The organism is Paenibacillus sp. EKM211P (assembly GCF_011066175.1).
GTDB lineage: Bacteria > Bacillota > Bacilli > Paenibacillales > Paenibacillaceae > Paenibacillus > Paenibacillus polymyxa.
Window position 1 is genome coordinate 26,511 of the sequence record NZ_JAAMNS010000019.1, and the last position, 21,504, is coordinate 48,014.

The window sequence follows — 21,504 nt, forward strand, 5'->3', positions numbered from 1 at the left end:
CTCAAATCTTGTTTAGGCGTCATTTTCTGCTTCGAGAAACACGGAGATCAGAATACGCGCGTTGTTTTCTCCAACATTTTTGGCATAGTGGGGGATGGCTGCTCTCCAGCTAAAGGAATCTCCTGCTTCCAGAGTAGCTGAATCCTCACCCTGCTCCACGTATACCGTACCCTCCAAAATAAAATGAATCTCATCCCCTGCATGAGCATGTTCTTCTTCTGTAGATGAGCCTGGCGGCATGTCCACCAGCATCATTTTGACATTACCCTGACCACCCAAATGATCGACCTGGAGTTTGTTTTTACCATACAATGTTTTACGACGCTCGTCCTTACGAATCACTTGCATCCGTTCCTCTTCTTTAAGAAGCAGAAAAGCGAGAGGTACATTCAGCGCATTAGCGATGCTGTCCAATGTGGCGATGGAAGGGGAGGTTTTATTATTTTCGACTTGACTCATAAATCCTTGAGATAGACCGGTTCGTTCGCATATTTGCTGGATGGATAAATTTTTACGTTTACGAGCCGCCCGAATGTTGCATCCTATACCCATAGAGCGTTCCTCCTTACAGAAAAAATAATATATACTAATTTATTATTTATCATACCAAATAATTTGTTGACAGACTATAGTTTCTTATGCTAAATTCACATTACAAAATAATTATTACTATTACTAATAATTTGAGTGTAATTCATACTTATGTGTTGCAGTATAGATTCGGACGTCATTATTTTTTTGGCTAAATTATTAGTAATATAAATTAATTATTCATATACGCTTGTATGAGTGTATTAAAACAAACAGAATGGAGAGATAAACATGAGTTCAGCAAGCAGAAATGTTTCTACAATTATGCGGGTGGCGCTCGGAATTTTGTTTTTGGCGCACGGAATTGCTAAATTCCAAATGGGATTGGGTAATGTTGCAGGCTGGTTTTCCAGCATTGGTGTCCCAGGATTTTTAGGTTATGTCGTTGCGGTGATTGAGTTGGTCGGCGGGATTGCATTAATTCTTGGATTGCTTACTCGCTATGTATCCGGACTTTTAGTTATTGTATTGATCGGTGCTATTTTCACGGCCAAATTGTCCGGCGGGTTGATGGGGAATGGTCAAGGCGCTGGCTATGAGCTGGATATTGCTTTTATTCTGGTAGCTCTTCATCTCGTATTTGCGCCGACAACTCGCTGGTCTCTGGATTCTTTGTTCAGCCGTCGTGGGTCAACAGAACAATAAATTTGATTAAGCCTAGTCATCCAATCCATGTAGAAAGAGGGAAATCTCATGACAGCACATATTCATGACAACACTAAAATCGGGCAGGTTTCATTAAAAGTTAGTAACTTGGAGCGCTCTATTCAATTTTACACTGAGGTCATTGGTTTACAGCTTCTACGTCAAACAGCGGATACCGCTGAATTGACTGTTGACGGAAAGCATGCGCTACTGATTCTTAACTATATTGAAAATTCAGTTATTCTGCCGCGCCAGTCTGCAGCCGGATTGTATCACTTTGCTATTCTTCTACCGGATCGTATAGCTCTGGGTTTGTCTTTGCGTAATCTGCTGGCTCATGAGATTGAAATCGGACAGGGAGACCATGATGTAAGTGAAGCATTATACATCCATGATCCCGATAATAACGGAATTGAAATCTATGCGGATCGTCCTCGTAATCAATGGAAAAAAGATGCAAATGGATTTTACATGATGGGAACTGGACCTGTGGATGCAGAAGACCTGATTGCCATTTCTGAAAATTTACCTTGGCAGGGACTGCCACAGGGAACGGTAATTGGGCATGTTCACTTCCATGTGTCTAATTTGCTCACAGCACAGCAATTTTATTGCGATGTGCTTGGCTTTGACATTACATGCCGATATGGATCTTCAGCCTTGTTCGTTTCCGCAGGTGGTTACCACCACCATATGGGCTTGAATATATGGGCAGGTGAAGGAGCGCCACCAGCTCCCGAGCAGGCTGCTGGATTGGATTATTTTGAACTGATTGTTCCAGACCAACAAGAATTGGATGCCATTACTGCTCGTTTGACTGCGACAGGTTATCGATTACAAGAACGTGATGGGGCCTTGTATGTGGCTGACCCGTTCCGTATTCAAATCAAATTGGTTCAGGGTCAAACCATTTAACATAGCAAGAACGTAACAGAAAAGGGTATTCCTATGAGCCGTACTGGCTGGGAATACCCTTTTTTTATATCCTAAAACAAACTCCAATCCAAATCGCGGGACATTGTCTCCAGCAAGTGTACCCCCGCTGTACTGTTGCCCATACGATTCAATGAAGGTCCCACTAACCCGATGCCGTATCGTCCAGGTACCATCGTCATTATACTGCCAGATACGCCGCTTTTGGCAGGGAGTCCGACTTGAATGGCAAATTCACCAGAGGCGTCATACATACCGCATGTTGTCATAAATGTTTTGGCGATCTGTACATAGCGACGAGGGATCAAAGGTATACCTGTGACCGGATCACGGCCGTTGTAGGCTAGTATGAGTCCCATACGTGCTAAATCTGTACAGTTTAATTTGACAGCACAATGTCTGAAATAGACGTCAAGCACATCCTCCACATGACCTCTTAAAATCCCCTTTTCCATTAGAAAATAAGCAAGGGAACGGTTCAAATGGCCTGTGGCTGATTCTGAATCGTAGACATCCTGATCATATTCCAATGTGTCATTATGAGTAAGCAGACGGAAAAATTGAAGAACACGGGCAAATCTCTCTTCTGGACTGTTTCCGCGAATCAGAGAGGAGACCGCGATTGCTCCGGCATTAATCAGTGGGTTAAATGGAATCCCCGGCTCGACTAGTTCTAGCTTTAGCATGGAATTAAAACGGTCTCCGGTAGGCTCCATACCTACCTTAGAGAAGACAACGTCCTCTCCATTATCCATCAAGGCCAGAATGAGCGTAAATACCTTTGAGATGCTTTGCATCGTAAACTGGATTTCCGTATTTCCGGCTACCACGGTCTCACCCGCACCGTTCATGACCACAATACCCAGCGCGTCGGCCGGGGCCTTGGACAGTTCGGGAATATACGCTGCTACCTTGCCATGAATATACTCATGACGGCTTTGTTCTACCCATTCCGGCAGTTTGGTCTGTAGTCTCTGCCACTCCGATGTCATTTCTTTTCCTCCAGTCGAGTAACCAATCTGTGGTATTTATTGTAGAGCAAGAAGTAGCTATATACTTATTTTAAAGAAATGTTCAGTCGAAAAACAAGCTCTGATGTCATTTCTTTTTCTCCAGTTAAATCCCCAACCTATTGTAATATCTGGATTATGGCTGACAGGAGAAGGAGATGAAGTTGAGCATGTTACATGGTATGTTAGCGGATTACCCACGGGAGAAAACGATTCATCAGTTGTTTGAGGAGCAGGTTGAGCGCACACCGGACCATGTGGCGGTTGTACTTGGGGACAAGCACTTGACGTATGCTGATCTGAACAAACAGGCCAATCAGCTTGCACATGCTTTGCGGGTCAAAGGTGTAGATAAGGACGAGCCCGTTGGAATCATGGTCGAATGCTCATTGACTATATCGATACCGAACTTTATGTCGATAACTCAAAATCGTTTTTGCACAGTCTACAAGAGCTTGAAACCGATGACCTTTGGTACAAGTAAAGTGAAGTAAGGTGAAGTAAAAAAACTGCCGACAGGGTCGACAGTTTTAGTTTAAAGACCTTCTGATGATTCAATTGGATTCATCAGAAGGTTATTTTGCTATGTACTAGAAATCAATAATAGCTGCTGGAATTTAATGAGCTTATGATCGCAGGCAATAGAGCAACAGCCATAATGATATAGATAACAATTACAATAGCGGCCCATAGCAGGCCTGCCTTAGCGTAGTTCGCTTTGCTCGGATTTGTCGAGCCGCTAAAAGCCCACACAAACAGCATAACAATTCCAACTACTGGTATTGCCATCAGGAGTAAGCTGATCATCCACTCCTTGAATGAAACAGGTGGCGGGTAAACAGGGGCAGGTCTGGACGGTGCTCCTTGTTGATTGTATTGCGGATTAAACGGGTTAGACGGGTTAGACAATTGGATCTTCTCCTTACGTGTTTAGTATGTTGTGTTTCCTATATTGTCCAAAACATCATACATGATATGACAATAAGCAACAAGTAAAATTCAGTAAACAGTCTAATAGTACTATCACATGACCAAAAATAGGTCTATACACCCTATTGACGAAGCGCTAATTATATATTAATGTATTGATATTAACATTTTGTTTTTATCAAATGATTTAAATTAAAATTTACATAGAGCATTCGTTGCTTTTGAAGGAAAAGCGATGATGTCCCAAATATGAGCAGGTAGGTGACACAAGTGACAGATAGATCGAAATACAACGACAGTGGCTTGACGGAGGAGCAATTTTTGGCCCTTTATGATGCTAATCAATATGAGCGTCCATCCGTAACGGTAGATATGCTGCTATTTACTGTAATGGATCAGCTCCAGCAGAATTACCGTAAGCTACCGGAGAAAACACTTCAGCTCCTCTTGATCCAAAGAGGAGAGCATCCTTTTATAGGGCAATGGGCGTTGCCCGGCGGTTTTGTAGGCATGAATGAAAGCCTGGAAGAGGCTGCACGCCGTGAGCTTAAAACTGAAACCAATGTGGATCAGATTTATATGGAGCAGCTGTACACTTGGGGAGATGTAGCACGTGATCCGCGTATGCGGGTGATCAGCTGCGCTTACATGGCGTTAGTAGACCATGAATCCTTGGAGGTACAGGCAGGAGATGATGCCGCAGATGCTCAATGGTTTGAGCTGGATTACAGTGTGGCTCAGGAGACGCGGACGAATCAACCGGAAGGTTATACGTGGGAGCAAAACATTGACATTACATTGAAGCATGCGGACATCCTTTTAACAGCCAAAGTGAAAGTAACTGAAATTCTTAAGGGGAAAACCATAGAAATCAAGCGAGAAGTGCTGGAGTCACAGGGAATTGCTTTTGATCATGCCAAAATTATTGCGTACGGTATTGAGCGTCTACGCAGCAAAATTGAATACACAGATATTGCGTTTCACCTGATGCCAGCTCTGTTTACACTGAGTGAACTCCAACAGGTGTATGAAATTATTTTAGGTAAAGAGCTGTTAGCCGCGGCTTTTCGTCGTAAAATAGCAGATCTCGTGGAAGAAACCAATGAATACAGGAAGGCGGCCGGACATCGTCCGTCCAAGCTATACCGATTTAAGCCACGGTCACGTTTTATATAGCATAAAAGGAAGAAGAAATGAGGATTAGTCATGGAGAAGTTTACATTTTTTTATCGCAGTCATTCACCATTTTCGCAATGGTACCCTTGTGAATTTGTCGTAGATGGATTGGAGTTTAACTGTGCTGAGCAATATATGATGCTAAAAAAAGCGCAGCTTTTCGGAGATGAAGAGGCAGCTCTGAAAATTATGCAAGCCCCTACCCCAAGGGAGCAAAAAGCCCGTGGTCGCAGTGTGCGCGGATTTGACCAATCCTTATGGGAAGCAAATTGCCAGCAATTTGTGTATGACGGAAATTATGCCAAGTTCACCCAAAATACGAATTTGCTCAAGCACCTGCTTAAAACGAAGGGAACTACTCTGGTTGAGGCTAGTCCTACGGATACCATTTGGGGTGTAGGTTTAGCTGAAAATGATGCTCGTATACGGCACCGGAAGCTATGGCGGGGTACGAACTGGCTGGGGGAAATATTGACGAATTTACGTGAAGATCTATTGCAAAAGGAGGATTAGTCACCATGAAAAACACAATGAATTCCCGAAGTAAGCGGGATGCCAGGTCACATATGGCGCATGAAACATTATCCATTTTAGAGAATGGGCATTATACAAATACCAAACAGGTACAAGTAAATATAGCAAAAGAGGTAGGGAATGCGGTCACAGGCTCGAAGCTATATAGACCTTCTCAACTGGTAGTGATAAAGCAAGATGCAGAGCAAAGAATAAAAAGTATATTAGGAGCTTCTTCCGATGTAGTCGAACAGGCGATCATTAAAAAGATGGAAGTAACGGGAGAAAGTACGTTGCAGGCCGCACATAGACTCCAGGTCGAGGAGAAGCGGGAACACGTAGCTTGTTTGAATTTTGCATCAGCCAAAAACCCCGGGGGCGGATTCCTTGGAGGCAGTCAGGCTCAAGAGGAAAGCTTGGCTCGTTCGTCAGCACTGTATCCTTGTATTTCACAAATGGAGGAAATGTACCAACATAATCGGAAGCTGCGGAGCTGTTTTTATTCAGATTATATGATTTATTCTCCTCAAGTTCCTGTATTTCGGGATGATCAGGGAACATTGCTGGAAGAGCCGTATCTAGTCGATTTCCTGACCGCGCCTGCTGTGAATGCTGGAGTCGTGCATGAACGGGAGCCAGAGCAGGTCAATCGGATTGGAGAAGTTATGTTGGAGCGCATTCGTTACATTTTGGGAATGGCCATGCAAAACGGGGTAGAACATCTTGTGCTTGGTGCTTATGGTTGTGGAGTATTCCGCAATAAGCCGGAGGAGGTAGCCAGTTGGTTTAAGCAAGTACTTGTAACTGAAGGATATGGATTCCTGTTTAAACGGGTTGTCTTTGCGGTATTGGACCACAAAGCAGAGCAGCGTACTTTAAACAGTTTTAAAAATGCTCTATCCTGATGTTAGAGACAGATTAAACATTAATACTGATGAAATAGGAGAGTGCTGAATGAACCCATCTTCCAACATTACCTGGCATGTATCAGAAGTGGATAAGCAAGCTCGACAGCTTCTGAATGGACATAAGAGTCCGGTGCTTTGGTTTACGGGGCTGTCTGGCTCGGGAAAGTCAACGGTATCCTCCACACTCGAAAAAGCGTTATATGCAAGAGGTATACGTACATTTATTTTGGATGGGGATAATGTTCGGCATGGTTTGAATCGCAATTTGGGTTTCCTGCCCGCTGACCGCAAAGAAAATATTCGTCGTATAGCCGAAGTGTCCAAGCTAATGGCCCATGCGGGTGTTCTAACGATTTGCGCCACCATTTCGCCTTATCGTGAGGATCGTGAAATGGTAAAGGACATTTTACAGCAGGAGGGCTGTTACGAGATTTATATCCGATGCAGTCTAGAGGAATGCGAGCGTCGTGATCCAAAAGGCATGTACAAGAAAGCAAGAGCTGGAGAAATCCAACATTTTACAGGGATTGATGCTCCATATGAAGTACCGCTGGAACCTGATTTAATCGTATCTACGGAAGGCCGGGAGGTAAAGCAGTCGGTACAGGATATTTTGGATTTTCTCGATAGAAAGCAGCTCTTATTATGATTTTATGATGAATTCTATATGAATATTGTCTGAAAGTCTCTATAGCAAAACCTAAAGAAGTGATCAATGCGATCATTTCAGAATATAGAAATTGAAGTCACTTTATTGTAAATAAATACAGCACTATATTACGGCAAGCCTTAAGGGGCTTGCTTTTTTATTTGTGATTTTAAACTAATTCTAAATCCTAAATTATAATTATTATAAAAAAGTATTGATTTTTGTTTGTGCACAATTTATAGTGAAAGGCACAAGGTCAACCAATTCAATCAAGAGGTGATTTCAATTATGAGTAACCAACCAACGAACCTGACTACAAGCTGGGGCGCTCCTGTTGGAGATAATCAGAATTCGATTACAGCAGGCTCACGGGGGCCTGTACTAATTCAGGATGTGCATCTGCTGGAAAAATTGGCGCATTTTAACCGGGAGCGTGTGCCGGAACGGGTTGTTCATGCCAAAGGTGCGGGGGCACACGGATATTTTGAAGTCACTAATGATTTGTCTTCATATACAAAAGCAAGCTTTTTGTCCGAAGTGGGTAAGCGTACACCGATGTTTATCCGTTTTTCTACTGTGGCAGGTGAGCTAGGCTCGTCCGATACTGTACGCGATCCACGTGGATTTGCGGTAAAGTTTTATACAGAAGAAGGAAACTATGATCTCGTGGGCAATAATACACCTGTCTTTTTTATTCGGGATGCCATTAAATTTCCTGACTTTATTCATACGCAAAAACGTCACCCCCAAACGCATTTGAAAAACCCGAATGCGGTCTGGGATTTCTGGTCCTTGTCTCCTGAATCGCTGCATCAGGTAAGTATTCTCATGTCTGATCGCGGTATTCCCGCTACACTTAGACATATGCATGGTTTTGGCAGCCACACGTTCAAGTGGGTGAACGCCGAGGGACAGGCCGTATGGGTGAAATATCATTTTAAAACAGAACAAGGCATACAAAATCTCGATGTGGATTTAGCTGCGAAAATTGCCGGTGAAAACCCGGATTATCATATACAAGATTTGTTTAATGCGATTAAAAAGGGCGATTTCCCAGCATGGAAACTTTATGTGCAGATTATGCCCATAGAAGATGCGGATACGTACCGTTTTGATCCATTCGATGTGACCAAAGTATGGTCTCAAAAGGATTACCCGCTGATCGAGGTAGGGCGCATGGTGCTGAATCGCAATCCTGAGAACTACTTTGCTGAGGTAGAGCAGGCGACATTCTCGCCAGGTTCATTTGTTCCTGGTATTGAGGCTTCCCCGGATAAGATGCTGCAAGGACGCCTGTTTGCCTATGGTGACGCACATCGCTACCGTGTAGGTGCAAACCATAATGCGTTGCCAATCAACCGGCCACATGCGGAAGTACACAACTATCAACGCGATGGTGCATTGCGCAGTGACGGTAATGGCGGGGGATCTGTCTATTACGAGCCGAATAGTCTCGGCGGACCGAAAGAATCATCTGCTCACAAAATTGCTCCTTTTGAAGTGTCTGGCGAGGCACAAAGTGTAGCCTATGATCATCACGATCACTACACACAACCAGGGGACCTGTACCGCTTGCTGAGTGAAGAGGAGCGCTCACGTCTGGTCCGAAACATTGTAAATGCCATGAAGCCTGTAGAAAGTGATGAAATCAAACTGCGTCAGATCGGTCATTTCTATAAAGCTGATCCTGAATACGGGCGTCGTGTAGCGGATGGTCTGGGCTTGACCGTACCACAAGGCGAGTAGAAGGATTGGCAAGCGCCTAACCTGAAAGCCGTATGAATAAATAATAAAAGGATGTCCCCACACCACATATATGGTGGAGGGGACATCCTTTGTTTTTGAGAGCGATGTAAAGCAGGGGCTACTAAATCCTCTTCAACCGAGGTAAGTAGACCACCAGAAACAGTGACCGTCCCAGGGCAAAGATGATAAAGGATAACCAAAGTCCATGATTCCCATAATGAGGAACGCACCAGAAGAGAGCAATCAAAAAGCAGACCAGTGAAATCAGCATCGAATTACGGATCGGATACGTTACCGTCATCCCTGTAAACACACCGTAGAATACCAGTCCCAGCCCGGCTGCTAGGGCAAAGACCACCAGCCACCCATTGTAAGGAGCTGTCAGGCTAATCACTGTAGCATTCCCCGTAAATAGCGAGATCAGCGGATCTTTCAGTGCAAGATACAATCCTCCCGTCACTACACTGGTAACCAGTGTCCAAAACCAGGACAAATGAATAACTCTCTGCAGCATTTTACGATCCCCGGCACCACGAGCCTGACCCGTCATGATGCTACTGGCGTTGGCGAACCCGTCAAAAAAGTAAGCCATAATGTAATGGATCTGCAACAAAATAGCATTTGCCGCCAACTGATCGGTTCCAAAGCTCGCACTGCGCGCCGTAAACAGATTAAACATCGTCAACAGGCAGGCAGTACGAATCATGAGATCAAGGTTCGTCGCCATGACACTTTTTAACTCTGAGGCACCGAACCATTCTCGCCAATTCCTCTGTCCGCTGCGCTTCCATTCTCTCCAAATCGGTGAACGGAACACCAGTACAAGACCCAATACACATGCAAGAGCTTCTGCAATCAGAGTAGCGCTTGCAACCCCAGCGACATTCCAATGCATGATCTGTGTAAATACAATAGCTAATAGCATATTAATCACATTCATGGATATTTGTAAAAATAGTGTAGCTTTCACGCGGGACAATCCCATCAGCCATCCGAGCAGCACATAGTTCACTAATGTAAGGGGTGCTCCCCAAATACGGATGTTAAAATAAATTGCTGCTTGCTCTGCCACATCCTGAGCTGGATGGATGAGCTGGAGAGAAGCTAGCAAAATGGGCTTTTGCAATACAATAAATACTGCACTAATGAGTAGAGCTATGGCAAGTGGGCGCATGAGAGCAGCTATGCCTTGATCGTTATTTTGTGCCCCTGCGGCTTGTGCTGTGAAAGCTGACGTACTGACTCGCAGAAAGCCAAACAGCCAATATAAAGTATTGAAAATAAGAGTACCGACTGCCACGCCGCCTAAATAGGCAGAGTGGCTTAAATGACCGATTACTGCTGTATCCACCGCACCGAGTAGCGGGGTTGTAATCGTCGAAATAATTAAAGGGATTGCTAAAGCAAGATAGGCTCGGTGGGAAGGCAGCATGTTGAAAAAACCTCCAGTAACGATTGTGTATAGGGATGCCGATCCGAATGAAATAATGATTCCTTGGAAAAATGCTCAAGCACACGGCCATCTTTCATAACCATAATTCGATCACTCATAAAGTGCGCAGCCGCCAGATCATGCGAGATAAACAGATAAGCCAGTCGCAACTCATCCTGCAAATCCTTAAGCAGATTCAAAACCGTGGCTTGTGTGGTCACATCCAAACTTGCAGTCGGTTCGTCCAATACGATAAAATCCGGTTCTGTGCTAATGGCACGTGCAATGGTTACACGCTGCTTTTCCCCACCACTGAGCTGATGTGGGAACTTATCCAGATAGCTGGCCGGAAGCTTTACCATACCTAACAGTTGTTCTGCTATATTCCGACGTCCGGAGGGCATACCCGCCATAAAGGAAGGAACATAGCACTTGAGCTGATCCAATGGCTCCAGCAGTGATTGCAGAATGGTTAGTCTGGGGTTCAAAGCTGCGGATGGATGTTGAAATACCGCCCCCAGTCTGCTGCGAATCCGTTTTAATTCACTTCGCTTTAATCCTCGAATGGACTGTCCATCCAGTCTAAGCTCACCTTGATCAAACGGGTCTAATGTTAAAATACAGCGAGCGAGTGTGCTTTTCCCACTGCCGCTTTCTCCGACAACACCCAGACATTCTCCGGGCAAGATCGATAGAGCAACATCGTGCAGCACAGTTTTGCCCCCAGTGTAAGCCTTCGTCAAACCGGAGACGGTAACAACAGGATTAGAGCTGTCTTGCCACTGAGCGCAGGCGGCTTGATTATTCATGTATTGTGCTCCTTTCCGGTGCAAGCTGTTCATCAGTGCTATTGCATGGCAAACGCGAAGGAGCGCCTGGAGACAGCGGCGGAATAGCCGCCAGCAAGCGACGCGTATAGGGATGGACTGGATGGTCTAGCACCGCTTGCGTTTGGCCAGCTTCAACCAAAACACCTGTACGCATTACTGCAATTCGATCCGCATACTTCCGTACATGCCGTAGATCGTGAGTAATCCACAAGACGGAAATTCCCGTTTCCATCCGGATTTGATCAATGAGCTGGAGTACTCGGTGTGCAGTGAGCGTATCCAGCGCAGTTGTGGGCTCGTCGGCAATAAGCAACTTTGGTTTTAGAAGCAGTGCAGCTGCAATAGCCGCTCGCTGCAATTGACCGCCGCTGAGCTCGAATGGATAGCTGCGGTACACACGTTCGGCGGGAAGCTGTACGTGCTCCAGCACCTCGATACAGCGCTGCTTACGCGCTTTACGGTCTTGCTTGCCGTGAGCACACATCAGCTCGTCGAGTTGGCTGCCCACACGTAAAAAAGGTGTAAAAGCCCCGTGATAATCTTGAAAAATGTAAGATATTTCACTGCCAAGCAAGGAACGTCTTTGTTTAACAGGTAGGGCAAGCAAATTCTCGTCATTCCACATGATGATTCCTTCAGCGCTAACAGAAGCGGGGAGGAGACCGCCAATAGCGAACGCAGTCATGCTTTTACCGCTGCCGCTTTCGCCTGCCAGAGCACACCATTCTCCCGGATGAATGGCAAGTTCCAGTTGTTCTACAATCGTTTTTGCTTTTGTCCGAATCGTTAAGCCTTCAATAGTCAGCATGTATAGTTCACTCCTCTGACCGGGTTCTAACATCATATCGGTCGCGTAGCTTGTCTCCAAACACGTTCGCCAGTAGCACGGTGAGTACGACAGCTATGCCGGGACCCAGCATTAAATGGGGTGCCATTTGAAAATATGCACGCCCTTCATTCAACATCGTTCCCCATTCGGGAATGGGCGGCTGAGGACCTAAGCCCAAAAAAGATAGAGAGGCGATCATTAAGATGATTTTGCCGATATCCAGCGTAGCCAGTACCAGTACATTCCCAATGGCATGGGGCAGAATATGCCGCATGACAATTCGCAGGGAGGAGGTACCCGCAAGTATCGATAGCGAAATGTAATCCTTTTGCTTTTCAGCCAGAACGGTACTGCGCACCAGGCGGGCATAACCAACCCATTTTACTGCAGAGACCGCGAATATGAGATTCCCTAAGCCTGGTCCGAGCAGGCCGCTTAGTACAATGGCAAAAATATAATCAGGCAAAGTCATGAAGGCATCGACCACACGTTGGAATACACGATCCATCCAGCCTCCAATAAATCCTGACAGCAGACCGAAGGGAACCCCGACAACCAGCGAAACGATCAAAATCAACAAACTGGTTCCGACTGTCGTCCGTAGTCCTGCTATGACTCTCGACAGCACATCTCTACCCAAATGATCGGTTCCCAGCCAGTGCATTGCGCTGATCGGTTGAAGTCGACTTCCCATTTGGATATGATACGGATCTTGCGGAGCTAAGAAGGGTATGACTGTAATGGCTGTAAGAATAAACAGGATGGAGAGTGATCCGATCCATGCTTTGGACAATCGTGCCCTGGTGAACTGCCTGTTTTCCGCATGTACGGATTTTATCATGATAAACGTTTCTCCTTCAAAGCAATTTCAGGATTGACCCAACGGTAGGACAGCTCTACCAAGATATTGAGACATATAATGAATACGGCCATAAAGATTGTATAGCCCTGTATAATGGGGTAGTCTCTCGCGGCAATTGCATCCACAATCCATTTGCCAAGCCCCGGATAGGCGAATAGCACTTCGATCACCACCGTACCTCCTAATAGGCTGCCAATGCTCTCGCTGAATACCGTAATAAGTGGAACTAAGCTGTGACGGAACATGTGTCTGAAAAAAATGCGAACCGGACTGATTCCACGGGCTTGAGCTGCTTTGATAAAATCCTGCCCCGAGCTTTCAATCAGACTTGCGCGAATCATTCGTACATAAACAGCCGCCATTGCCAATCCGAGGGTAAGGGAAGGGAGGACTAAGTGGAAAATAGTTCCGTCTCCCATAGACGGCAAAATACGCAATTTAACCGCAAACCATTCGATAAACAAAAGACCTAACCAAAAGCTGGGAATCGAGGAGCCAATTAAGGCAAACACACGACTGGCACTGTCAATCCAGTGGTTACGGTACAGCGCAGACAATGTGCCCAACGGGAGAGCTATCAGCAGCATAATGAACAAGGAGCCTCCAGTCAGGAGGAGTGTATAAGGCAGCTTTTCTATAAACTCTGTCAAGACTGGACGATGGGTTAAATAAGATTGTCCAAAATCCAACTGGAGCAACTGAACCAGCCACTTACCATATTGCACAGGCAATGGCTGATCCAGCCCCAATTGGCTACGCATATCTGCAATTTGCTGATTGGATACAGCTACATCATCTACTCGAAGAATACTCCGAACGGGATCGCCCGGAACAAGCTTAAGCAGACAGAAGCTCACAAAGGAAAGAATAAGAAAAAACAACATAAACGTCAGAAACTTTTTGGCAATGGATTGAAACATGCTAGTTCACATCCAAGTCCTGGGTCAGCAGATAGTATTCACTTTGGCTGGTTACCCAGTTATGTACGTAATTACGATAGGCCACTACGTTGTTTGGATGAACTAGAAAGGATTGCAGATTTTCTTGGTCAATCAGCGTGACAGCCTTCAGCGCCAGCTTGTTGCGCTGCTCCTCATTCACAGTTGTGTTCAGTTGTGTAATCATACGCTCGAGTTCTGGTATATGCACACGACCGTAATTCAATGCTCCCTCCGGCATATAGGCCGCATTCAGGAAGTAGCTTGCATCGCCGCGCGGGGCTGTAATGTTACTGTAAGTCGCCAAATCCCAATCCTGATGAGCGGCCAGATATTCATCAATATTATCAACCTGACGGATATCAATCGTAATGCCAAGCTCCTTAGCGTTAGCCTGAATTAGCTGTGAAATGAGTGGAAGCTCTGCTCTCGACTGGTAGGTTAACAATGTAAAATGAAGGGGGGAGCCATCAGGATTCGTAATTTTGCCGTTCTGCACTGTATATCCAGCCTCTTTGAAGCCTTCTCGCGCCGCATTCAAATCAAACTTTTTCGTAATATATTCCGGTGAAAAAGGAAAATCCGGCAAGAACGGACCTTGCGCAGGGGTTCCCTGACCAGACATGATACCGCTCGCAATCTCATCTCGGTTGATCAGATGATCAAATGCTTTGCGCACAGCTGTTTTTTTTAGATCATGATTGTTCATATTGTAAATAAGTTGGTGCGTCCGTAGGCTGGGAAGAGAGTCAATCTTAACGGTAGAATCAGCTTTCAAGAGCTCCAGACTTTCAATAGGCGGACGATACACAATATCGGCTGTTTTAGCTTGAAAAGCAAGCTGACGTGCATTGGCGTCTTCGTTAAACATGAACTTGGCATGTTTCAACTTTACTTCACCGTTCCAATAGTGCTCGTTGCGCTCCAGATTCAGTTCACTTCCGGCACGGAAACTGGCAACCTGGAACGGCCCCGTTCCCGATGGGAAGTCACCTGTGGCTGTGGTGTCCATAATTGCGGTATTCGGATGAACCAGCTCAGATACAAATTCCGGGAAGGGCTTGTCCGTCGTAATGCTCAAGGTCTTCCCTTCTGCATGAATATCACGGATATGTAGTGCATTTTTGACCGATGGATTGAGCTTTAGCGCTCTTTCCAGAGAGGCTTTGACAGCTGCGGCATCTACGGCTTTACCGCTATGGAATTTCACGCCTGGTCGGATGCTAAAGGTCCAGTGTCGCCCGTCCTTACTATCCCATTTCTCTGCAAGCCAAGCTTCCAGCTTGAGATCCTTATTCACTTTGATCAGTGTTTCATTTACTCCAGCACGAACGGCTGTGTAATTAATATCTGTATGAGGATCAATAGAAGGGCTTTGCACGTTGAACAATAAGGTGACACTCTTATCTTGTGGTGCCGTAGAGGATGTGGATGTAGTGGATGGAGATGAAGCACAGGCTGTCATCATCACCGCCATTACCGCAGGGATACATAGTTTGAAATATGAACGTTTAAACAACAGGGAGTCCTCCTTAATAGTAATCGTAATTTTTACGCTTTACTCCGTGAGTCATATCGTAACCAAATGAGGAGGATTTGTAAATATGTAATTATATGAATACCTATCTAGATTCGTAAAAAAAGGCTGCTTAACCATAAATGAGATGGTTAGCAGCCTTTAAATTTATTCAGGTATTATATTTGGAATAAAAATAATGGTTAATTAGTGCATGGGTGCTTTAGCAGTGCCATGTTCAACATGAACTCTGCGAATGAAAAACGCAAGGATCAGACCGATCACGCTGATGACCATTGCAAAGAAAAATGAATTCTGAGATCCGATTACCATGGCATTAGCCATTTCATTTACGGATTGAGGCATGCTGGATTGGCTCAAATAGCTGTCCATGCCTTTGGAGAGAATACTTACCGCTACGGCAGTACCGATTGCACCAGCGACTTGCTGGAGCGTACTCATAATAGCCGTTCCGTCTGGGTATAGATCCATAGGGAGCTGGTTTAGACCGTTAGTTTGGGCTGGCATCATAATCATAGAAATGCCGATCATCAAGCAGCTATGCAGCACAATAATGAGTACGAGCGTGGATGTCGTTGTAATGCCTGACAGGAAAAACAACACAGCAGCCACGATTACAAGTCCTGGAATCACAAGCCATTTGGGACCGAATTTATCGAATAAGGAGCCCATAATAGGCGACAAGAGACCGTTGATAATCCCACCGGGCAGAAGCACCAAACCTGCTGTTAAAGCGGACAAGGCCAGCCCTTTTTGCAAGAACAGTGGAAGAATCAGCATCGTAGAAAGGATCGTCATCATACATAAGAACACCATGATAACGCCGATCACAAACATTGGAAATTTAAATACACGCAAATTCAGCATAGGTGCCTTCATTTTCAACTGTCGTACAGAGAACAAAATCAACGATACCACACCGACAATCACAGGAAGCAAAACAACCAAGCTGGTCCAGCCTTCGCCACCTTCTCCGGATTTACTGAAACCAAACACGACACCGCCGAAACCAATGGAAGATAGGATAATAGATAAAAGATCAATCTTGGGCTTGGTCGGTTCTGAGACATTCTGCATAAACAAAATACCGCAGATCAGCGAGAGTACCAGGAACGGAAGAGAGATCCAGAAGATCCAGTGCCAAGATAAATTTTGTAGCACCAGCCCTGCAATAGTAGGCCCTACCGCAGGTGCAAACATAATAACCAATCCGATAATTCCCATAGCCGCGCCTCTTTTTTCAGCAGGGAAGATAATTAAGATGGTGTTAAACATTAACGGCAATAACAGTGCTGTACCAATGGCCTGCAAAATGCGTGCGATCAATAACACTGAAAAGGTAGGGGCAAGCGCCGCAACGAGACAACCAGCTATTGAGAACAGCAACGATGCCACAAACAGCTGTCTTGTAGTAAAGGTTTGAAGCAGCAATCCCGATACAGGCACCAAAATACCGAGTGTCAGCAGATAAGCGGTAGTCAGCCATTGGGCTGTTGCTGTTGTAATATGCAAAATCTGCATCAAATCATTCAACGCAATGTTAAGTGCCGTTTCACTGAACATTCCAATAAAGCCACTAAGGAGCAGGGCAATCATAATAGGTAGCACCTTGAACGTCTTGGGTTCAGAGGGTGAACTTGTTTGACTCATTGTACTCATGTTGTTTTTGTTCCTCCAATAAATTAATGGGTATTGAATTATAACGATCGGTCTATATATAATAAACATGCTATTATTTTTTTGTCAAAGTAAAAGTTTCAAATATTATATAATGAAGGATGCTGTATATGACTGCTAAACCCGAATCATATGAGAATATCGTACAAACGGCGTCGAGACTCTTTTTTCACCAGGGGTATCATGCGACCGGACTGAATCAGATTCTTGCCGAGAGTGGATCGCCGAAGGGATCACTTTATTATTATTTTCCACATGGTAAAGAAGAGTTGGCTTTGGAGTGCATAAGAAGAGGGAATGAGTTTATTAAGCAAAAATTAAAACAGGCACTGAGCGGAAACGAAAATCCTGTAGTAGCCATTCAGGATTTTATTCGTCATACAGCTGAGGAGGCAGACCGTCTCGGCTTTGACAGCTTCATGCCGATTGGCTTCTGGGCTGCTGCGGAAACTTCCTGTATCAGCGAATCGCTACGTCATGCTTGTGTGAATACGTTTACAGATTGGCAGCGCATTTATATGGAGCGTCTTCAGGAATCGGGCTTGGATGAGGAAAAGGCACACAGCCTGGCGGTACTGATCATTTCAATGCTCGAAGGTGCATTAATTTTGGCCGTTACGCAACAGAGCAGTGCTCCAATTTATAACATCGTGGATTACATTCCACAATTGGTCAAATGACTTAGCTGGTCGGTTTTCAAGCGCCCCTAATGAGCTCCAACAAGCGACTTTAGAGAGTCGATGTTTTCATTTTTGAGAACTCGGCTTTTTGGTGCATCCTGGGATGTAATTTTACTCACATTACCAGCACCAAATGATGAAAAGTATGGTAAAATGGAATGAATTTGATTTTGCGCGAAAGGAAGAGTGATGCAAGTGGCAAAAGCGAAGGTACCCAAACGGCCTACTCGGGATGAATTTGTACTGGAGGAAATCGGGAATCAGCTTGTAGAAGCACAACAAGAGCAATCCGAAGTTGTATTGACTGTATGGGGACGCGAAGAAGCAACCCGCGGACAAATCGTTAAAATGGACCCGAGAACAGGCAAGGTTCATGTAGAGAGTAATGGAGAAACGGATAAAGTTCCTTTTATGGATATCATGAGTGTAAATTACCCGAGAGATTAGTTGTGATTACATAAATATAACAGAAAGGGATGAAAGAATGTCAAAGTTAGGCGTCTCCCTTACAATCGGTATTTTTATGATCATCTTTTCAATGATTTTCGGTTTTAAAGTATATATAGTTGTTTCTGCTGCTATGTTCGGACTTTTTGCTTATCTAGCTATAGCAGGATATCTCAAACGTAATAACCAGGATGATCCGTCAAATGATGGCTATTATGAATTTTTGGAAAATGCCAGGAACTAATAATTATTATTCATGAATAAAAAAACAACCGAGTGGTTTACAGCCATCGGTTGTTTTTTATATTCTGCTATATAAGTGGTAAAGAGAACACCGCATGGCTGCGTTGACCTAGGCCTGGTATAGGTTTATGTAGCTTTGATCGGGCTGGCATGATTAGTGCGGGCTGCGGCTTTCTTAAGCACCTTACGATCGAAAATGAAGGGGCCGAACGGCAACAGCGAGGCAATCAAGGCTGCAAGCCCTTGCAGCAGCGTAATTTTACGCAATATCAACATGACTAACGTGGCAACCACATAAGCCACAAACAGTACCCCATGGATCATTCCCACCCAGCTTACCATTTGCGGCATTCCAGCTGCGTATTTAAGTGGCATGGCAATACATACAAGCAGCAAATAAGAAATCGCTTCAATATTACCAATGGCACCAAACGTTTTAAAAGCATTTTTGAACATAATAGACCTCCTTTTTCTGTTACTTAAAATTTAATATATCCTATAATGCAATGTTATTAAACGGTAGAAAGTTACGATATATCGAAAATTTACAGCTAACTCTTAATATTTACTTTGATACTCGGGTCACAACGTCCGGGTTGTTTAGATTAACGTAAGAAAAAAATGAGGTCTAAACATTTGGTATGGAAATTCCGATAACAGTTAAATGAACGTCTGTACGTTATGGTATATATTTTAAAAGCTGGATTGCAGCAGAAGGGTTTGTGCGTTTACTTATTCGTTTTGACAAATAAAATTTCCATACTGGTATCAAGGAGAGCATAGCATATGAATAAAAAACGTCTGCGTCAATGGATGGCTCCGTTCGCAACGGCCACACTGATTTTGAATACGGGATATGGCATTTTGGGACCCGATGCAGTGGCTAGCGCGTTGCCGACTGAAAGGCATAACTCAAATCTGACAGGTTTGAATAGTGCACAATCACATACCAAATTAGCGACTCTTCAAGGACGCCATATACCGATCACTTCTGGCGCGAAATTGACTTCGTTAACTGGTCAGAAGACCACTCTTAACCAAATGATAAAAGTAATGTCGAGCCAGCTGGTTACTTCGAATATTGCGCCAGCAGATGTAAGCAGTCTTACTGCGGTTCCTACAGAAACAACAAAAGTAAATTTGTCTTGGATCAATCCGTCGGACATCAATTTTGACCATGTAAAAGTGGTTAATGTCACTAACGATGTATATGTAGATAACATTCGAAGTAACTCTTATATGATGAGCGGTTTACAGCCGAACACGACATATACCTTTCGCGTGAAAACGGTGAATAAGAGTGGAAATGAATCTCTCGGTACAACAATTCAGGCTAAAACAGCTTCCGTTGATGGTCCTGTAGATAAGACACCCCCAGGAGAAGTAAGCGGGCTGACAGCGACGAATGTAGGTTATAATGGATTTACCATCAATTACATATTGCCTAAGGATACTGACTTAAGCCAAGCGATTATCTATTTAAATGGTACAGAAATTCAGAGAACCACAGGCACGTCTTACACGTTTAATGTCTTGAATGCTGCTACAGCCTACAATGTAACGGTCAAAACGATAGACAAATCCGGAAACTTATCTCAGGGAGTTAGTATTCCCGTTACAACGTCTTCAGTCTCTACCGATATTGTGCCCGAAGTGACAGGTGCTTCAGTGACATCAGTTAATAACTATAGCGTTACTGTTTCCTGGACAAGACCTAGCGGAATTAGTACAGTCAGCCTGTATAAGGATGGCCAGCTGGTAACGGATTCAACAGGATCATCCTATACATTTAACAATCTTTCGGCAAGCCAGACATACACATTCACGATAAAATCCAAGCGAAGCACAGGTGCGTTGTCTTCCGGTGTGAAACTGACTGCCACAACGGACAGTACGTCCTCCAATTCGTCAGAAGTGTCCAATCTTGAAGTCGATAGCAAAAGCGACACCTGGATCAAAATCACCTATGACATGCCGAGCAGAGCAGAGAAGGTGAAAATATATGTTGATGGCGATTATAAGGGAACTACAAGCTCAGAATCCTATAAAATTACGGATTTACGAGAGGGACGCTGGTATGAGATTAAGGTCATAACCGTAAATAGTAGTGGTAGGGAATCTAGTGGTGTAAAGATATCCGAACGCACGAATTCGGATGGTTACTACTCTTCGTCCTCTAGTTCATCGAACTATGAGAAAGCGAGAGATTTAATGCGGATTGCGGAGAACAGTCTAAATGCGTCCGACTGGCGTTCTGCCAGAGATGCGATTAGTGATCTGCCAACCGGTACACGTAAAAGCGATCTGCTGGATCGATTGGAGGCTATTCGCAATAGAGCATTAGGCACCGGCAGTTCATCGTCCGGGACAAGCTCTACTACCACCACTTCCGGTACTACGACGAATTACACGAACAGTGCGGTTGCTTCCTATTCAACGTCGTTCACCCTAACACCAGGAGCTAAAACAGCTTATGTGGATGGTCGGGCTACAACGATAGCTCAGGCGCCGAAAATCATAAATGGCGTAACGATGGTCCCGTTACGATTTATCAGTGAACGGGTGGGTTACGATGTAAATTATGAAAAAGGCACCAAAAAGATCATTCTGAATCGTCCTACAGACGGCAAACAAATAGTACTTCAAGTCAAGAATTCCACACTTGCTGTATATGAGTTAAACAACTCCCGAAATTATTCGACGAGCATCACTGCTCCAGTTATTGTTAACGGCTACACGCTGGTTCCATTACGAGTCATCAGCGAGCTTTCGGGTTATCAGGTAAACTATAATACTGCATCCAAACAAATTACGATTACCAAATAAATACTTCTGAAAAAAGAGTTCTAAAGTAAAAACTTTAGAACTCTTTTTGTTAGGAAATGTATATGAACATGCGAAAAAGGGAGCTTTTAGACGCCCATAAGA

23 protein-coding genes are annotated in these 21,504 nt (G+C 44.5%); 12 read left to right on the top strand and 11 right to left on the bottom strand.

Annotated features, from left to right (window positions below; genetic code table 11):
- Positions 1 to 12 precede the first annotated feature (12 nt).
- Positions 13 to 552 (bottom strand): helix-turn-helix domain-containing protein, encoded by a 540-nt coding sequence (locus G9G57_RS22030; RefSeq protein WP_016820789.1) that lies wholly within the window; start codon positions 550 to 552, stop codon positions 13 to 15.
- A gap of 270 nt (positions 553 to 822) precedes the next feature.
- On the opposite strand from G9G57_RS22030, the gene G9G57_RS22035 reads away from it, so the two are divergent.
- Both G9G57_RS22035 and G9G57_RS22040 read left to right on the top strand, forming a co-directional pair.
- Positions 823 to 1,236, top strand: coding sequence for a DoxX family protein (locus G9G57_RS22035; protein ID WP_016820790.1), 414 nt, complete (start codon positions 823 to 825; stop codon positions 1,234 to 1,236).
- Positions 1,237 to 1,284: 48 nt separating this feature from the next.
- Complete coding sequence (locus G9G57_RS22040; protein ID WP_164965554.1) at positions 1,285 to 2,151, top strand: VOC family protein; 867 nt, start codon at positions 1,285 to 1,287, stop codon at positions 2,149 to 2,151.
- A gap of 71 nt (positions 2,152 to 2,222) precedes the next feature.
- Here the strand turns inward: G9G57_RS22040 and glsA are convergent, their stop codons facing one another.
- Positions 2,223 to 3,161, bottom strand: a complete 939-nt coding sequence (gene glsA / locus G9G57_RS22045) for a glutaminase A (protein WP_017427020.1) — start codon at positions 3,159 to 3,161, stop codon at positions 2,223 to 2,225.
- 176 nt (positions 3,162 to 3,337) lie between these two features.
- Here glsA and G9G57_RS22050 point away from each other — a divergent pair, with 176 nt between their 5' ends.
- The gene (locus G9G57_RS22050) at positions 3,338 to 3,673 is read left to right on the top strand and encodes an AMP-binding protein (RefSeq protein ID WP_025364974.1); all 336 of its coding nucleotides are present in this window, start codon (positions 3,338 to 3,340) and stop codon (positions 3,671 to 3,673) included.
- A gap of 103 nt (positions 3,674 to 3,776) precedes the next feature.
- On the opposite strand, the gene G9G57_RS22055 is transcribed toward G9G57_RS22050, so the two are convergent.
- Positions 3,777 to 4,088 carry a hypothetical protein gene (locus G9G57_RS22055; protein WP_017427018.1) on the bottom strand — a complete coding sequence of 104 codons (312 nt, stop codon included), beginning with the start codon at positions 4,086 to 4,088 and terminating at the stop codon, positions 3,777 to 3,779.
- Positions 4,089 to 4,379: 291 nt separating this feature from the next.
- On the opposite strand from G9G57_RS22055, the gene G9G57_RS22060 reads away from it, so the two are divergent.
- The 5 genes from G9G57_RS22060 to katA all read left to right on the top strand — a co-directional run bounded on the left by G9G57_RS22060 (position 4,380) and on the right by katA (position 9,101).
- Positions 4,380 to 5,285, top strand: coding sequence for an NUDIX hydrolase (locus G9G57_RS22060; protein WP_019687360.1), 906 nt, complete (start codon positions 4,380 to 4,382; stop codon positions 5,283 to 5,285).
- Between the two features lie 30 nt (positions 5,286 to 5,315).
- Positions 5,316 to 5,798 (top strand): NADAR family protein, encoded by a 483-nt coding sequence (locus tag G9G57_RS22065; protein ID WP_016820795.1) that lies wholly within the window; start codon positions 5,316 to 5,318, stop codon positions 5,796 to 5,798.
- Between the two features lie 5 nt (positions 5,799 to 5,803).
- Entirely contained in the window at positions 5,804 to 6,703 is a 900-nt protein-coding gene (locus G9G57_RS22070; protein WP_045244534.1) for a TIGR02452 family protein, read from the top strand.
- Positions 6,704 to 6,752: 49 nt separating this feature from the next.
- Complete coding sequence (gene cysC, locus G9G57_RS22075) at positions 6,753 to 7,355, top strand: adenylyl-sulfate kinase (RefSeq protein WP_017427014.1); 603 nt, start codon at positions 6,753 to 6,755, stop codon at positions 7,353 to 7,355.
- Between the two features lie 288 nt (positions 7,356 to 7,643).
- A complete protein-coding gene (gene katA / locus G9G57_RS22080; RefSeq protein WP_017427013.1) occupies positions 7,644 to 9,101 on the top strand; it encodes a catalase KatA in 1,458 nt (485 codons plus the stop codon).
- A 121-nt stretch (positions 9,102 to 9,222) separates the two neighbouring features.
- Here the strand turns inward: katA and G9G57_RS22085 are convergent, their stop codons facing one another.
- The 7 genes from G9G57_RS22085 to G9G57_RS22115 form a co-directional block, all read right to left on the bottom strand.
- Positions 9,223 to 10,533: an MATE family efflux transporter gene (locus G9G57_RS22085; protein ID WP_164965555.1), complete on the bottom strand. Its 1,311-nt coding sequence runs from the start codon at positions 10,531 to 10,533 to the stop codon at positions 9,223 to 9,225.
- Positions 10,500 to 11,342 (bottom strand): ABC transporter ATP-binding protein, encoded by an 843-nt coding sequence (locus G9G57_RS22090; RefSeq protein ID WP_019687355.1) that lies wholly within the window; start codon positions 11,340 to 11,342, stop codon positions 10,500 to 10,502. Before G9G57_RS22090 ends, G9G57_RS22085 begins: the two co-directional genes overlap by 34 nt.
- Positions 11,335 to 12,171, bottom strand: coding sequence for an ATP-binding cassette domain-containing protein (locus tag G9G57_RS22095; protein WP_019687354.1), 837 nt, complete (start codon positions 12,169 to 12,171; stop codon positions 11,335 to 11,337). The genes G9G57_RS22090 and G9G57_RS22095 overlap by 8 nt, the downstream gene beginning before the upstream one ends.
- Before the next feature lie 7 nt (positions 12,172 to 12,178).
- Positions 12,179 to 13,033, bottom strand: coding sequence for a nickel transporter permease (gene nikC / locus G9G57_RS22100; protein WP_019687353.1), 855 nt, complete (start codon positions 13,031 to 13,033; stop codon positions 12,179 to 12,181).
- On the bottom strand, positions 13,030 to 13,974 hold the full coding sequence (nikB, locus tag G9G57_RS22105) for a nickel ABC transporter permease (protein ID WP_019687352.1): 945 nt from the start codon (positions 13,972 to 13,974) through the stop codon (positions 13,030 to 13,032). The genes nikC and nikB overlap by 4 nt, the downstream gene beginning before the upstream one ends.
- A 1-nt stretch (position 13,975) precedes the next feature.
- The gene (gene nikA, locus G9G57_RS22110; protein ID WP_019687351.1) at positions 13,976 to 15,511 is read right to left on the bottom strand and encodes a nickel ABC transporter substrate-binding protein; all 1,536 of its coding nucleotides are present in this window, start codon (positions 15,509 to 15,511) and stop codon (positions 13,976 to 13,978) included.
- Positions 15,512 to 15,715: 204 nt separating this feature from the next.
- Positions 15,716 to 17,179 (bottom strand): DHA2 family efflux MFS transporter permease subunit, encoded by a 1,464-nt coding sequence (locus G9G57_RS22115; protein WP_172494063.1) that lies wholly within the window; start codon positions 17,177 to 17,179, stop codon positions 15,716 to 15,718.
- A gap of 137 nt (positions 17,180 to 17,316) precedes the next feature.
- On the opposite strand from G9G57_RS22115, the gene G9G57_RS22120 reads away from it, so the two are divergent.
- The 3 genes from G9G57_RS22120 to G9G57_RS22130 all read left to right on the top strand — a co-directional run bounded on the left by G9G57_RS22120 (position 17,317) and on the right by G9G57_RS22130 (position 18,577).
- A complete protein-coding gene (locus G9G57_RS22120; protein ID WP_019687349.1) occupies positions 17,317 to 17,886 on the top strand; it encodes a TetR/AcrR family transcriptional regulator in 570 nt (189 codons plus the stop codon).
- A gap of 195 nt (positions 17,887 to 18,081) precedes the next feature.
- Positions 18,082 to 18,333, top strand: coding sequence for a YolD-like family protein (locus G9G57_RS22125; RefSeq protein WP_025364962.1), 252 nt, complete (start codon positions 18,082 to 18,084; stop codon positions 18,331 to 18,333).
- 37 nt (positions 18,334 to 18,370) lie between these two features.
- On the top strand, positions 18,371 to 18,577 hold the full coding sequence (locus G9G57_RS22130) for a hypothetical protein (RefSeq protein ID WP_016820808.1): 207 nt from the start codon (positions 18,371 to 18,373) through the stop codon (positions 18,575 to 18,577).
- Between the two features lie 125 nt (positions 18,578 to 18,702).
- Here G9G57_RS22130 and G9G57_RS22135 read toward each other — a convergent pair whose 3' ends face one another.
- The gene (locus G9G57_RS22135; protein ID WP_016820809.1) at positions 18,703 to 19,032 is read right to left on the bottom strand and encodes a DUF3817 domain-containing protein; all 330 of its coding nucleotides are present in this window, start codon (positions 19,030 to 19,032) and stop codon (positions 18,703 to 18,705) included.
- A 330-nt stretch (positions 19,033 to 19,362) separates the two neighbouring features.
- Here G9G57_RS22135 and G9G57_RS22140 point away from each other — a divergent pair, with 330 nt between their 5' ends.
- Positions 19,363 to 21,402 (top strand): fibronectin type III domain-containing protein, encoded by a 2,040-nt coding sequence (locus G9G57_RS22140; protein ID WP_016820810.1) that lies wholly within the window; start codon positions 19,363 to 19,365, stop codon positions 21,400 to 21,402.
- Positions 21,403 to 21,504 lie beyond the last annotated feature (102 nt).

Excerpts from the sequence above, each read along its gene's own strand:
- G9G57_RS22030 (WP_016820789.1), bottom strand. The coding sequence starts at position 552 with ATGGGTATAGGATGCAACATTCGGGCGGCTCGTAAACGTAAAAATTTA.
- G9G57_RS22035 (WP_016820790.1), top strand. The coding sequence starts at position 823 with ATGAGTTCAGCAAGCAGAAATGTTTCTACAATTATGCGGGTGGCGCTC.
- G9G57_RS22040 (WP_164965554.1), top strand. The coding sequence starts at position 1,285 with ATGACAGCACATATTCATGACAACACTAAAATCGGGCAGGTTTCATTA.
- glsA (WP_017427020.1), bottom strand. The coding sequence starts at position 3,161 with ATGACATCGGAGTGGCAGAGACTACAGACCAAACTGCCGGAATGGGTA.
- G9G57_RS22050 (WP_025364974.1), top strand. The coding sequence starts at position 3,338 with ATGAAGTTGAGCATGTTACATGGTATGTTAGCGGATTACCCACGGGAG.
- G9G57_RS22065 (WP_016820795.1), top strand. The coding sequence starts at position 5,316 with ATGGAGAAGTTTACATTTTTTTATCGCAGTCATTCACCATTTTCGCAA.
- G9G57_RS22070 (WP_045244534.1), top strand. The coding sequence starts at position 5,804 with ATGAAAAACACAATGAATTCCCGAAGTAAGCGGGATGCCAGGTCACAT.
- cysC (WP_017427014.1), top strand. The coding sequence starts at position 6,753 with ATGAACCCATCTTCCAACATTACCTGGCATGTATCAGAAGTGGATAAG.
- katA (WP_017427013.1), top strand. The coding sequence starts at position 7,644 with ATGAGTAACCAACCAACGAACCTGACTACAAGCTGGGGCGCTCCTGTT.
- G9G57_RS22085 (WP_164965555.1), bottom strand. The coding sequence starts at position 10,533 with ATGCTGCCTTCCCACCGAGCCTATCTTGCTTTAGCAATCCCTTTAATT.
- G9G57_RS22090 (WP_019687355.1), bottom strand. The coding sequence starts at position 11,342 with ATGAATAATCAAGCCGCCTGCGCTCAGTGGCAAGACAGCTCTAATCCT.
- G9G57_RS22095 (WP_019687354.1), bottom strand. The coding sequence starts at position 12,171 with ATGCTGACTATTGAAGGCTTAACGATTCGGACAAAAGCAAAAACGATT.
- nikC (WP_019687353.1), bottom strand. The coding sequence starts at position 13,033 with ATGATAAAATCCGTACATGCGGAAAACAGGCAGTTCACCAGGGCACGA.
- nikB (WP_019687352.1), bottom strand. The coding sequence starts at position 13,974 with ATGTTTCAATCCATTGCCAAAAAGTTTCTGACGTTTATGTTGTTTTTT.
- G9G57_RS22115 (WP_172494063.1), bottom strand. The coding sequence starts at position 17,179 with ATGAGTCAAACAAGTTCACCCTCTGAACCCAAGACGTTCAAGGTGCTA.
- G9G57_RS22120 (WP_019687349.1), top strand. The coding sequence starts at position 17,317 with ATGACTGCTAAACCCGAATCATATGAGAATATCGTACAAACGGCGTCG.
- G9G57_RS22130 (WP_016820808.1), top strand. The coding sequence starts at position 18,371 with ATGTCAAAGTTAGGCGTCTCCCTTACAATCGGTATTTTTATGATCATC.
- G9G57_RS22135 (WP_016820809.1), bottom strand. The coding sequence starts at position 19,032 with ATGTTCAAAAATGCTTTTAAAACGTTTGGTGCCATTGGTAATATTGAA.
- G9G57_RS22140 (WP_016820810.1), top strand. The coding sequence starts at position 19,363 with ATGAATAAAAAACGTCTGCGTCAATGGATGGCTCCGTTCGCAACGGCC.